At 73.5% G+C, this 12,570-nt stretch carries 12 protein-coding genes; 10 read left to right on the top strand and 2 right to left on the bottom strand.

What is annotated here, in order from left to right:
* Nucleotides 1–107 precede the first annotated feature (107 nt).
* From ACGFYU_RS09350 to ACGFYU_RS09330, 5 genes are all read left to right on the top strand, one after another.
* Complete coding sequence (locus ACGFYU_RS09350; protein ID WP_393826662.1) at nucleotides 108–821, top strand: HAD family phosphatase; 714 nt, start codon at nucleotides 108–110, stop codon at nucleotides 819–821.
* A gap of 60 nt (nucleotides 822–881) precedes the next feature.
* A complete protein-coding gene (locus ACGFYU_RS09345; RefSeq protein WP_393826661.1) occupies nucleotides 882–1,649 on the top strand; it encodes an SDR family NAD(P)-dependent oxidoreductase in 768 nt (255 codons plus the stop codon).
* A 65-nt stretch (nucleotides 1,650–1,714) separates the two neighbouring features.
* Nucleotides 1,715–2,431, top strand: a complete 717-nt coding sequence (locus ACGFYU_RS09340; protein WP_393826660.1) for a ScbR family autoregulator-binding transcription factor — start codon at nucleotides 1,715–1,717, stop codon at nucleotides 2,429–2,431.
* Nucleotides 2,432–2,623: 192 nt separating this feature from the next.
* Nucleotides 2,624–3,451, top strand: coding sequence for a BTAD domain-containing putative transcriptional regulator (locus tag ACGFYU_RS09335; RefSeq protein ID WP_393826659.1), 828 nt, complete (start codon nucleotides 2,624–2,626; stop codon nucleotides 3,449–3,451).
* Nucleotides 3,452–3,931: 480 nt separating this feature from the next.
* Nucleotides 3,932–5,842, top strand: a complete 1,911-nt coding sequence (locus tag ACGFYU_RS09330) for a GAF domain-containing protein (RefSeq protein ID WP_393826658.1) — start codon at nucleotides 3,932–3,934, stop codon at nucleotides 5,840–5,842.
* Nucleotides 5,843–5,867: 25 nt separating this feature from the next.
* On the opposite strand, the gene ACGFYU_RS09325 is transcribed toward ACGFYU_RS09330, so the two are convergent.
* Complete coding sequence (locus tag ACGFYU_RS09325; RefSeq protein WP_393826657.1) at nucleotides 5,868–7,205, bottom strand: IS701 family transposase; 1,338 nt, start codon at nucleotides 7,203–7,205, stop codon at nucleotides 5,868–5,870.
* A 122-nt stretch (nucleotides 7,206–7,327) separates the two neighbouring features.
* Nucleotides 7,328–8,125, bottom strand: coding sequence for an alpha/beta fold hydrolase (locus tag ACGFYU_RS09320; protein WP_393826656.1), 798 nt, complete (start codon nucleotides 8,123–8,125; stop codon nucleotides 7,328–7,330).
* A 224-nt stretch (nucleotides 8,126–8,349) separates the two neighbouring features.
* On the opposite strand from ACGFYU_RS09320, the gene ACGFYU_RS09315 reads away from it, so the two are divergent.
* From ACGFYU_RS09315 to ACGFYU_RS09295, 5 genes are all read left to right on the top strand, one after another.
* On the top strand, nucleotides 8,350–8,760 hold the full coding sequence (locus tag ACGFYU_RS09315) for a DUF3151 domain-containing protein (RefSeq protein WP_393826655.1): 411 nt from the start codon (nucleotides 8,350–8,352) through the stop codon (nucleotides 8,758–8,760).
* Between the two features lie 129 nt (nucleotides 8,761–8,889).
* Entirely contained in the window at nucleotides 8,890–9,735 is an 846-nt protein-coding gene (locus ACGFYU_RS09310) for a tryptophan 2,3-dioxygenase family protein (RefSeq protein WP_393826654.1), read from the top strand.
* Between the two features lie 199 nt (nucleotides 9,736–9,934).
* Nucleotides 9,935–11,110: a kynureninase gene (gene kynU / locus ACGFYU_RS09305; RefSeq protein WP_393826653.1), complete on the top strand. Its 1,176-nt coding sequence runs from the start codon at nucleotides 9,935–9,937 to the stop codon at nucleotides 11,108–11,110.
* A gap of 171 nt (nucleotides 11,111–11,281) precedes the next feature.
* Nucleotides 11,282–12,160 (top strand): alpha/beta hydrolase family protein, encoded by an 879-nt coding sequence (locus tag ACGFYU_RS09300; RefSeq protein ID WP_393826652.1) that lies wholly within the window; start codon nucleotides 11,282–11,284, stop codon nucleotides 12,158–12,160.
* Between the two features lie 55 nt (nucleotides 12,161–12,215).
* Entirely contained in the window at nucleotides 12,216–12,503 is a 288-nt protein-coding gene (locus ACGFYU_RS09295) for a hypothetical protein (protein ID WP_393826651.1), read from the top strand.
* Nucleotides 12,504–12,570 lie beyond the last annotated feature (67 nt).

The following is a 12,570-nucleotide window of genomic DNA, read 5'->3' as shown; positions in this document are numbered from 1 at the left end:
ACCCGGGAGTATTTTTTGGGGGTCCCCCGGGCGCTCCGTGGCTGCCGGTTCTCCTCAGCGGCGCACCGCGTCCAGCCACCGCCCGGGCCCCCGCCGATTGGAGACCGATGCACGCCCTCCGGCCCGTCCGCCCGCTGGGGCACCTGCGACTCGCCGCCGTGAACATCGACGGGGTCCTGCTCAACGACACCTTCAGCCCGGTGATCCACCACTTCGTCACCAGTCGCGGCGGGACCTACGACGCGAGCGTGGAGCGCGCGGTCTTCTCGCAGTCGCGCACCACCGCGGCCCGCGCGCTCGGCGCCGCGGCCGGGGTGGACTGGACCCCGGAGCAGGTGCTGGAGGTCTACTTCGAGGAGCGGGCCGCCTACCTCGCCGAGCACCCGCTGCGGGTACTGCCGGGCGCGGAGGCCCTGTTGCACCGGCTGCGCGCCCTCGGTCTGTCCACCATCTGCTACGGCGGCCTCGACAAGGGCCACTTCGACTCCTACCTCGGCCACCTCGCGCACCTCTTCGACGAGCCGGGCTACATCTGCACCAACGACTTCCGCCCCGGCATCCGCGAGATCGCCGTGGACTCCTTCGGCCTCGACTGCGACCGGGTCCTCTTCATCGACGACGTCGCCCGGGTCTCCGAGGCCGCCCGTGACCTGCGGGTCCCCTTCATCGGGCACCCCAGCCCCTTCGAGTACGGCTTCCAGGGCCGTCTGATGCGCGACGCCGGCGTACGCCACCTGGTCCGCTCGCTCGACGAGATCGACGAGGACCTGCTGCGCGCCCTCGACGGGGAGGCCGCCGCAGGTCTCGCCTGGGCCGCCTGATAGCCGTATCCCGGTAGCCGTCACGGCGCAGCCGTCCGTACAGAGGTAAGAGGGAGAGTCATGGCAGGGGAGCGCATGCTCGAGGGCAAGGTCGCACTGATCACCGGCGCGAGCAGCGGCATAGGCGCCGCCGCGGGCCGGGTGTTCGCCCGCGAGGGCGCCCGGATCGTCCTCGTGGCGCGCCGCGAGGACCGGCTCAAGGAGCTCACCGAGGAGCTGCGCGCCCAGGGCGCGGAGGCCGAGTACGCCGTGGCCGACGTGACCCGCAGGGAGGACACGGCGCGCGCGGTGGACCTGGCCGTGAGCCGGTTCGGGCGGCTGGACTGCGCCTTCAACAACGCGGGTTGGGGGACCGGGCGCACGCCGCTGCACGAGATGGACGACGAGCTGTACGACCGGATCATGGACGTCAACGTGCGCGGGGTGTGGAACTGCCTGCGCGACGAGATCGCCGCGATGCTGAGGACCGGCGGCGGCACGATCGTCAACAACAGCAGCGTCGCCGGCCTGCTGGCCACCCCGGTGGCCGCGCCCTACGTGGTCGCCAAGCACGCGGTGATCGGCATGACCAAGGCCGCCGCCGCCGAGTACGCGGCCCAGGGGGTCCGCGTCAACGCGGTGGCTCCCGGAACCACCCGTACCGAGGTGGTCGAGGAGTGGTTCGCGGCCGTACCGGGCATGGAGGAGCGGCTGCACGAGGCCACCCCGCAGCCCCGTACCGCGGAGCCCGAGGAGATCGCCGAGGCGGCGGCCTGGCTGTGCAGCCCCCGCGCCTCCTTCGTGACCGGGGTGACGATGCCGGTGGACGGAGGCTTCACAATGGTGTGAAACTGTACTCAGAGGTACGTACCCGGGGGCATGTATTGATCGGGGGCATGGAGAGGGACATATACATGAAGACCGAACGACCGCAGGTGAAGCAGGATCGCGCCGTGCGCACGCGCCAGGCGATCCTGGAAGCCGCCGCCGTGGTGTTCGAGGACCGCGGCTACGACGCGGCCAAACTGACGGACATCGTCCGGCTCGCAAACGTCACCAAGGGCGCGCTCTACTTCCACTTCGACTCGAAGGAAGACCTGGCCCAGGCGGTCATCGACGCCCAGGTGGGCGTCGACCCGGCCTATGCTCCGCAGGAGTTCAAGGCGCAGGAGTTCGTCGACATCGGCATGATCTTCTCGCACCGTCTCCAGCACGACGTGCTGATGCGCGGCAGCGCGCGGCTCACCCTGGAGCAGAACGGCCGGGCACTGGACCGCGCCGCGCCCTACCAGGGGTGGATCGACCTGCACACCGCGCTGATGGTCGAGGCGAAGGAGCGCGGGGAGCTGCTCTCGCACGTGGATCCGGCGGGTCCCTCGCGGCTGGTGGTCGGGGCCTTCGCGGGGCTCAACGTCATGTCGCAGACGCTGGGGCTCGAACTGGACCGGGAGGTCTCGGCGCTCTACACGAGCGTGATGCCGAGCCTGGTGGTCTCGGCCGTGGCGATCCGGCTCGACACCGCTCCCGGCCGCGGCGCCCGGGCGCTGCACGGCCCGAACGGCGCTCACCTGTGCAACTGTTCGGGCTCCGGGCTGGTCGCCCCCGAGGCCGAGACGGCCATCGCCGGCTGACCCCGCACGCGCCTCTCCTCTTCGTGGTCCCCCGCCCTCCCCGGGCGGGGGACCACGTGTTTTTCGGGGGTGTGCCGGGCGTCACCGGCGGGGCCCGTCGTGATCGGTAGCCAAAAACAAAATCCCGGGTATTCTTTTTCCAGCGGAGCCCGCGCCCACCGCGCGCTCCTGCCTTTGCCCTGGGAGAAGACTGTGGACATTGACGTACTCGGAGGGCTGGAGGTCCTCGAGAACGGTGTACCCGTCGCGCCCGCCACGCCGCCCGCCCGACAGGTTCTGGCCGTACTGGCCGCCCATGCCGACCAGGTGGTTCCCGTCGGCGTCCTCGCCGAGGAGCTCGCGGCGCTCGTACCGCACGAGCACGCGCGCGCGACCGTGTACTCCTGCGTGGACCTGGTGCGCCGGCGGCTCGCCGCGGCCGTCGCGCCGGGCGGGCGCCGCACCGCGGAGTCGATCCTGGTCCAGACCCCCGGCGGGTACCTCCTCGACACCGGTAACGGCCGCTCCGACCTGCATGAATTCGCCCGCGAGGCGGGGGCGGGATACCGCGCCATGGCCCGCGGGGACCACGAGTCGGCGGCCCGTCGGCTGCGCGGGGCGCTGCGGCTGTGGAAGGGCCCGGCCTTCGACGGGGTGACCCCCGGGCCGCGGCTCCACGCGCGGATCGCGGACCTGGAGGCCACCCGCAAGGCGGTCGTGGAGCAGTGGGTGGAGGCCGAGTTGGCCCTCGGCCGGCACCGCGAACTGAGCTCCGGACTGGCCGAGCTGTCCCTCGTGCCGGGCCTGCGGGGCACGGACTCCGGCTGGGGCCGGCTCCGCGGGGCGCTGCCGCCGGGGGAGGCGGCCCGTACAGCGGTACGAACCTCCCGGGCGCTCACCGGGAGGGGCGAAACATACCGGGAGCCGGCCGCCGTGGTCCGCGCGGACTTCGGACGCCGCTCCACGGCCCACGCCGAGGCCGCCGCGGGTTCCTTGCGGCACTCCCTGCTGCGCGGAGTTCCGGCCCCTTCCATGGCGTGACCCGGCGGCCGGCCGGGAGGCCCGGACCGGACCGCGCCCCCTGATCGACCCCCCGGGAACCCCCGCCCCGGGGGGTCTCACCCCCGACATGAACTCCCTTACAGGGCAGCCGAGTTGACGCCAAGCCGACTTGACGGATCGCCCCGGTGGGAGTTGGCGGGCCCCTGGGCGCGGGCACACGATGAACTGAACGAATCCGCAGGATGGGCAACATTCCAGCGGGTCTTTTTCCAACGATCTGTCGAGGTACCCGGCATGACCAATATCGCCGCCAACCACCACCGGACCACCGGCCGCCACATCCGCCTCGCGGCACGCGAGGGCGACCAGGGCTGGGGCGTATCCCCGACTCCTTGAGCCACACCCCCCCCGTGACCAGCCCGCACTTGACCACGGCCGCCCAGGAACCTAGGTTCGGATGGCCTGATTCCGATCCTCCGCGACCTCGGAACGGCACCGCACATCGGGGGATGAGGGGCTATGACCGGGGACAACGGGACAGGTGCGCTCGCCGTACTGGAACTCCTCGCCCAAGAGGCCCCGACCACCCGCATCGAAGGCCTGCTGCACGACGCCCGCCGCGCCGGCGCCCCGGACACCGAACTCGCCGAGCTCTCCAGAGCCGTGGAACTGGCCCGCACCATCCAGGCCGGCACCTACCGCGGCCGCGACCGTGAGGCCGCCCTCGCCGCGCTCGTGGACACCGCGCACGACCTCACCTCCCCCTACGACCTCGACAGCCTGCTCCGGGTGATCGCCCGCCGCGCCCGCCGCCTGCTGACCTTCGACATGGCGTACGTGAGCCTGCGCCGCACCGACGGAACCTCGTACGTCCACACCTCGGAGGGCGACACCACGGCCCTCAACGCCGGCCGCGAACTCGGCGAGGGCCCCAGTCTGGGCGGGCTCGCGGAGGAGCGCCGCGCCGCGGTCTGGAGCGCCGACTACCTCGACGACGACTCCGTCCCCCACCGCCCCGACATCGACGCCGTCGTCCGCGCCGAGGGCCTGCGCGCGATCATCGCCGTCCCGCTGCGGTCCGGGGACACCACCCTGGGCGCCCTCTACGGCGCGGACCGCACGGTGCGCCACTTCACCCCCGACGAGATCGGGGTGCTGCTCTCCCTCGCGGACCTCGCGGCGCTGGCCATCCAGCAGGCGGCCCTGCTGGAACGCACCCGCGAGGAGGTCACCGAGCTGGAACGGTTCGGCTCCGCCACCAACACCACCCTCACGCGCGTACGTCACCTGTGGGACTGCCACGCCCGGCTGGCCCGCATGGTGCTGGACGGGGCCCGGCTGTCCACGCTCGCGCGGGCGGCCGCCGACGCGCTGGACGGCGTACTGCAGGTACGGGACCCGGGCGGGCGGCCGCTGACCGCCGCCGACGGACTCCCGGGCCTGGACGAGGAGGCCGTCACCCGGGCCGCCCTCCAGGCGCACACGGGCCGTACGCCGGTCTCCCTGCCGGGGGAGGTCTGGGTGGCGCCGGTGACGGCCGGCGCGGAGGACCTGGGCGTGCTGGTGCTGCGGGCCTCGGCGGCGCTGACGCCCGAGGACGTACGGCTGTTGGAGCTGGCGGCCCAGTCGGTGGCCGCGCTCCTGCTGATCCAGCGGGGCACGGCGGCCGCGGAGGGGCCGGTCCACGACGAGCTGCTCCAGGACCTGCTGGACCGGCCGCACCACTCCGAACTGCACCTGCGGGAACGCACCCGGCGGCTCGGCATCGACCTCGACGTGCCGCACGTGGTGGTGGTGGCCCGGCCGGAGGGCGGGGAGCTGGGCAAGGCGGTGGCGTGGGCGAGCTCGTACGCGTACCGGTGCGGGGGCCTGAAGGGCGTCCGGCGCGGCTGCATCGTGCTGCTGCTGCCGGGCACGGACGCGTCGGCGGTGGCCCGCGGGGTCTCGGCGGAACTCTCGCCGCTGCTGGGCCACCCGGTGTCCACGGGCGCCGCGGGCCCGGCCCGCGGGGCGGCCGGGGTGGCGAGCGTGTACGAGGAGGCCTCGCGCTGCCTGGACGCGCTGACGGCGCTGGACGGAGCCGGGGGCACGGCGTCACTCCGCGAGCTGGGCTTCCTGGGGCTGCTGCTGTCCACGGACCACGACGTGGACGCGTTCATCGCGTCGACGATCGGCCCGGTGCTGGAGTACGACGAGACCCGCATGACGGACCTGACGCGCACGCTGGACGCGTACTACGAGTCGGGCGGCAGCCCCACGCACGCGGCGGAGGCGCTGCACGTCCACCCGAACACGGTGTCGCGGCGGCTGGAGCGGATCGCGGAACTGCTGGGCGAGGGCTGGCAGAAGCCGGCCCAGGCCCTGGAGATCCAGATGGCCCTCCGCCTCCGCAAGGCCCAGTCCGCCCTCCGCACGCCCCGCACCCCCTGAGCACCGGGGTTCCGGTCCTCCAGCCTCAGGCCGGCCACAGCCAGGCCGGGCGGACCCCGGCGGAGGTGTTGGCGGGGTGCGGGACCCGCGCGGGCGCCGACGGCCGGGCGTAGCCGCCGCCCCCCACCGCCCCGACGGAGTCGCCCAGGCAGCGGGCGGCATGCGCCACCGAAGCCATCGTCACGTGCCGGTGCCACCCCGACAGCGAACGCCCCGCGAAGTCCCGCAGGCCGACCTCCTGCACGCTGGCCGACGCCGCCGCCGACACCCGCCGCGCCTGCTTCGTCAGCCGCAGCAGCGCCGCCGGCGTCAGCCGCGTCAGGTCCGTCACCCACAGCTGCGACGGCAGCCGGCGCGGGTCCGTCCACTCGCCCACCAGCAGCACCTGCCGCCGCCGCGCCGGCGACGGGTCCGGCATCATCACGCGGACCGCCGCCACCAGCGACGTGCGCCGCGCGCCCGGGTGCGAGGGGTCCCGCCACTCCACCGGGATCCGCAGCCCCTTGACGTTCTGCAGGATGTCCCGCGCGGCCAGCACCCCGGCCCCGTACCCCGGCAGAGCCGGGTCGGTGACCAGCAGCCGCGCCCCGGAGCCGATCCGCGCCAGCACAGGCAGCCGGGCCTCGGCGAAGCGGTTCATCGTCGACCGCGTCCCGATCCCGCGGATGTCCAGGACCACGGGCCGCGAGGGCATGCGGCACTGCCGGACGGTGTCCAGCACACCGGTGACCGCGCACTCCTCGTACGACTCGTACTTCTCCTCACCCGCTTCGAGCCCCGACGCGGACGGCATCGGCTCCCGCTCGGACGGGCCCCCCGCACCCTCCTCACCCGGCGGCAGGAACAGCCGCCACCCCACCGGAGTGATCACCTCCGACGACGTGAACCAGATCCCGAAGGCCTGCTGCCCGCGGAACATCTGCCCCTGGTGCGGATCGAAGCGGTGCCCGACGCCCACGGAGTGGTCCCCGCCCTTGGGGATCGCCATGGGCTGCGCGACCCACGCGGTGAGCGGGGTGGACTCCTCCAGGTAGTGCGACAGGGCCGTACGGATCGGCTGCCAGTCCCAGGTGGAACCGGCGATGAAGTGGTGCAGGCTCTGCTCGGCGGCGGGCCCGCCGACCTGCTGCGCGATGTTGCGGATCGACTTGCGGCCCTGGGTGGCGAGGATGCCGCGTACGTACTGGCGCCCCCGCTCCCGCTGGTCCCGGCGCCGCAGGGAGGTGAGTACCGCCTTGCACAGGTCGTCGGCCGCCTCGCCGACCGGATCGCGCCGGACCCGGTCCGGCCCCCCGACCGGCTGCAGACCCGTGCTGTGGAACTGGAACTCACCGCGGACGTCACGGCGGGTGGTGGTGTTCACGACATACCCCCTTCGTCGATTGCCCCACCACCGTCCCCCCGGGACCCCCACCACCGGGAGGTGTGCCGGGCACACGCCTGCGCCGCCGGGTGGTGGGGCGCCCACCACCCCCGCCGGCCGCGTCAGCCGGCGTCGGCGGTCAGGAAGTCCCGTACCACCTTGGTGAATTCCTCGGCGCGCTCGCCGATCACGGCGTGGCCGCTCTCGATCTCGACGTAGGTGCTGTTCGCCAGCAGGCTGTGCACCTCCCGGGTGTTCTGCACCGGAATCGTCAGGTCCAGCGTCGAGCCGACGACCAGCGTCCGCGCCTCGATCCGGGACAGCGCGCCGCGGGTGTCGGCGCGCAGGTTGAGGTCGATGTGCCGCAGCGTGCCGCGGGTGGGCAGCATGAGCCCGAGCATCGACTCGAAGCCGTCGTGGCCGCCCGCGTTGAGGGTGCCGTGGCTGAGGGCGGTGATGGTGGCGTACCGGCCGAACGCGTCGGAGTTGCCGGCCAGTTCGCGCCAGACCGTCATCATGTTGCGCAGGTACTGGTCCCCCGGGCCGGCCCAGCCGTTGACCAGGACCAGCCGGTCGACGAGGTCGGGCCGGGTGGCCGCGACGGTGGCGGCGACCAGCGAGCCGAGCGAGAAGCCCAGCAGGTCCACCGGGCCGTTCCCGGCCTCCTCCAGAACGGCGATGACCTGCTCGGCGAGGAGCTCCAGGGTCAGCTCGCCGCCGTCGTCCTCGGCGTGCGCGCTGCCGGAGAAGTTGGCCTGGATCACCCGGCGGCCGCCCTCGGTGAAGCCGGGCACCAGGTGGTCGAAGATGACCGAGCCGGGTCCGGCTCCGGGGACGAGCACCAGGGAGGGCAGGGATCCGGTGCCCTCGCCGTGGACCTCGTACGGCAGTCGGGCGTCTCCCACGGTGACGTGAGGCATGCGGAACGTCCTTTCAGACGGCTGGGGTGGGTGGTGTCGATATCCGGCCATCGTGGAGACGCCGGAATACGGTGTCAGCCGCCCGCGGACCAGTCCGTCAACTGCCCGCCCCCGGCCGTCGGAACCTGACGAACAGCCCGGCCCGGCGTGGCGCGATCCCGTACCGGCACGTGCCCACTCGGGCGCGGCACCCGCCATGGCACGCGGTCGGCCAGACTAGGGACATGTCCATTCACGAGAACCTGCTCGGGGGCCCCGCCCCCACCCACCTCCCCGACGAGCCCGGCCGCGAGGCCCTCGCCGCCGGCACCCCCGCCGTCGAGGTGGCGGCCGCGCACCCCTCCTCCTCCCTCGCCTGGGCGACCCTCGCCGACGAGGCCTTCGCCGCCGACCGCACGGTCGAGTCGTACGCGTACGCCCGTACGGGCTACCACCGCGGCCTCGACGCCCTGCGCCGCGCCGGCTGGAAGGGCCACGGCCCGGTGCCGTGGGAGCACGAGCCGAACCGCGGCTTCCTCCGCGCCCTGCACGCCCTGGCCCGCGCCGCCGAGGCGATCGGCGAGAAGGAGGAGTACGAGCGCTGCTCGACCTTCCTGCGCGACTCGTCCCCCACCGCGGCGGACACGCTCGCATAACGGGCAGGGCGACTGCCCTAGAGGCGTCCCGGATCTCCTGCTTATGATGCGAGGCAGGGGACCGGGGCTCCACTTACCTCACCGGAAGGAGCGGACCGCTACCCGGAAGCACGTGTCGAGGAGACAGCAATGTCGCAGCCCCTTGATGCCTCCGGAGCCGGTTCGGACACCCCGAACCTCGACTTCGACGGCACCACCCCCTACGAGGACTACGTCCAGGCGGACGTCCTCACCCATCTCCAGCACCTCCGCTCGGACGACCCGGGCGAGATGGTCTTCCTGGTCACGACCCAGGTCATGGAGCTGTGGTTCACGGTCATCGTCCACGAATGGGAGACGGCCGCCCGCGCGCTCGGAGAGGACCGGATCCCGGTCGCGATGGACGCGCTGAAACGTTCCCTCCGCGAGCTGGAGGCCCTCAACGCCTCCTGGCGCCCGCTCGCCCAGCTCACTCCGGGCCAGTTCAACGCGTACCGCGCCGCGCTCGGCGAGGGCTCCGGTTTCCAGTCGGCGATGTACCGCCGGATGGAGTTCCTGCTCGGCGAGAAGTCCTCCTCCATGCTGGTCCCGCACCGCGGCGCGCCGCGCGTCCACGCGGAGCTGGAGAAGGCCCTCCAGGAGCCGAGCCTCTACGACGAGGTCCTGCGTCTCCTCTCCCGCCGCGGCCTGCCGATCCCGGCCGCCGTCCTGAACCGCGACCTCTCCCAGCGCTACGAGCCTTCGCCCGAGGTCGAGGCCGTCTGGACGGCCCTGTACGCGAACCCGGACGAGCACCACGACCTCCACCGCCTCGGCGAGGTCCTCACGGACGTGGCCGAACTGGTCTGGCGCTGGCGCAACGACCACCTGGTCGCCACCCGCCGCGCGATGGGCGCGAAGACGGGCACGGGCGGCTCGGCCGGGGTGACCTGGCTGGAGAAGCGCGCCACGAAGAACGTCTTCCCGGAACTCTGGACGGCCCGCAGCCATGTCTGAGCCGACAGCAACCCCCCAGCCGCCCGCCCCGCCGACCGGGCCGACGCAGCCGAGCGCAGCCACCCCTGCCCCGCCCGCGCAGCAGGGCGCCCCACACCCCTCCGCACCCGCCGACTCGGCCGGGGCACATCCAGCCTCGCCGGCGCTTGAGGCGCGGGGTCCGGGGCAGAGCCCCAGCGGCTCCGCCGCGGAGGACCTGATGGCCCGGGCGACCGCCCTGGACGCCGCCGACGACCTGGCGAAGCTCCGCGAGCGGTTCGCCCTTCCCGAGGGCGTTGTCTACCTGGACGGCAACTCCCTCGGCGCCCTCCCGGCAGCGGTCCCGGACGCACTGGCCGACGTCGCAGAACGCCAGTGGGGTCGGCTCCTCATCCGGTCCTGGGACGAGAGCGCCTGGTGGACCGCCCCCGAGCGGATCGGCGACAAGATCGCCCCCCTCATTGGCGCGGGCCCCGGCCAGGTCGTCGTCGGCGACTCCACCAGCGTCAACCTCTTCAAGGCCCTGGTGGGCGCCGCCCGCCTCGCCACCCCCGGCCGCACCCGGATGCTGGTCGACGCCACCACCTTCCCCACGGACGGCTACATCGCCGAATCCGCGGCCCGGATGACCGGCCTCACCATCACCCCGGTGGAACCGAGCCACGCGGCCGAGGCGATCGACGGTGACACGGCCGTCGTGCTCCTCAACCACGTCGACTACCGCTCCGGTCGCCTCCACGACCTCCCCGCCCTCACCGCCGCCGCCCGCGCGGCCGGGGCGATCACGGTCTGGGACCTGTGCCACTCGGCCGGCGCGCTCCCCGTGGGCCTCGACGCACACGCCGTCGACCTGGCGGTCGGCTGCACGTACAAGTACCTCAACGGCGGCCCCGGCGCCCCCGCGTACCTGTACATCGCCGCCCGCCACCAGGCCGACTTCGACTCCCCGCTCCCCGGCTGGAACGGCCACGCGGACCCCTTCGCGATGACCCCGGACTACCGCCCGGCGGACGGCGCGCGCCGCGGCCGCGTCGGCACGCCGGACATCCTCTCCATGCTGGCCCTGGAGTCGGCGCTCGACGCCTGGGACGGGGTCTCCGTCGAAGCCGTCCGCGCCAAGTCCCTCGCCCTGACCGACTTCTTCCTCGAATGCGTGGCGGCGTACGTCCCGCAGGGCAAGGTCGAATCGGTCACCCCGGCCCGCCACGCCGAGCGCGGCAGCCAGATATCCCTCCGCACCGACAACGCCCGCGAGGTCATGGCGGAACTCATCTCCCGCGGCGTCATCGGCGACTTCCGCGCCCCCGACGTCCTGCGCTTCGGCTTCACCCCGCTGTACGTCGGTTTCGCCGACGCGGAGCGCGCCGCGCGCACACTGGGTCACATTTTCGGGTGACCCGGTAGCGAAACGTCACATCACCGGGCGGGCGGGGCTACGGCTCCGCCCGCCTTCCCGCATCCCGGACCCCGCACGGAACGCCCCGTTCCAGCCTGATACGGTCCCGCTCTGCCGAACCACCGGAACATCTGTCCCCGCTGTCCCACGCGTTACCGAGAGGTTGAGCCGATGACGGACCCCGCCGCAGTGGAACGGGACGCCGCCGAGGCCGCCTCGGCCTTCTCCCATCCGGCGGTCGCGCCGGACGCGACGGCCGCGTACGGGGAACACCCCGACCAGGTCGTCGACTTCTACGCCCCGCGCGGCGAGACCCAGGGCCCGGCCCCCCTCGTGGTCGTCCTGCACGGCGGTGCGTGGCGGGCGCCGTACGACCGGCAGCACATCACCCCCCTCGCGGACTTCCTGGCCCGCCGGGGTTTCGCCGTCGCCAACGTCGAGTACCGGCGCGGCAGCTCCCTCCCGCACCAGAACGCCGACGGCCCGGTCGCCGGTCGCTGGCCGGAGACCTTCGACGACGTCGCCGCCGCCATGGACGCCCTGCCGGACCTGACCGCGAGGGCCCTCCCGGCCGCCGACCTCCGCCGCACCGTGGTCACCGGGCACTCGGCGGGCGGCCACCTCGCCCTGTGGGCGGCGGCCCGCCACCGGCTCCCGTCCGGGTCCCCGTGGGGGCTGTCTTCCCCGCCGCCGCTGCGCGGAGTGGTGGCGCTGGCCCCGATCGCGGACTTCAGGGTCGCCGAGGAACTGGGCGTCTGCGGCGGGGCCTCGGCCCAACTCCTGGGCGGCCCCGACCACTTCGAGGCCCGCCTCCCGTACGCGGACCCGGCGTCCCTCCTCCCGACGGGCATCGCCACGGCCGTGGTCCAGGGCCGCGAGGACATCGTGGTCCCGGCCCGCGTGGCGGAGTCGTACGTCGCCGCGGCCGCGAAGGCGGGCGAGATGGTCGGCCTGACCCTGCTCGACGGGATCGGCCACTTCCCCCTGATCGACCCGGCCGCGGACGCCTGCGCGGTGGTCGCGGAGGAGATCTCCCAACTGGCCTGGTAGCCCCCGGGCGGCCCCGGCACGGTGACGTCGGACCGCCCGCTTCGTTGAGCACGGCATGAAGATCAAGAACATCATCGCCGCAGGCGCCCTCGCGCTGGCCGCCGTCTCCGCGGCCGCCCCCATGGCCTCCGCCGCCACGACGGACGACACCCCCGGCCTCACCGACGCCGTCGCCCTGACCGAGCCCGTCGACATGCCGAGCATCGACGCCCTCACCAACTCCCCCCTGACCACCGACAAGACCTGGGGCGCGGAGGAGTCCCCCGACGTCATGTCGGACCTCACGGGCTTCACCGACAGCCTGAGCGAGACCGCCCACCATGCCGTCGAAGGCGCGGCTTAGGACCGGCTCACGCCGACGGCCCCGGTCCCGCGTCACACGCGGGGGCCGGGGCCGACGTACGAGTAAG

It is taken from the genome of Streptomyces sp. NPDC048337 (assembly GCF_043201175.1).
Classification (GTDB): domain Bacteria; phylum Actinomycetota; class Actinomycetes; order Streptomycetales; family Streptomycetaceae; genus Streptomyces.
The sequence above is the reverse complement of the archived record's forward strand: the minus strand, read 5'-3'. Positions and strand labels throughout refer to the sequence as shown.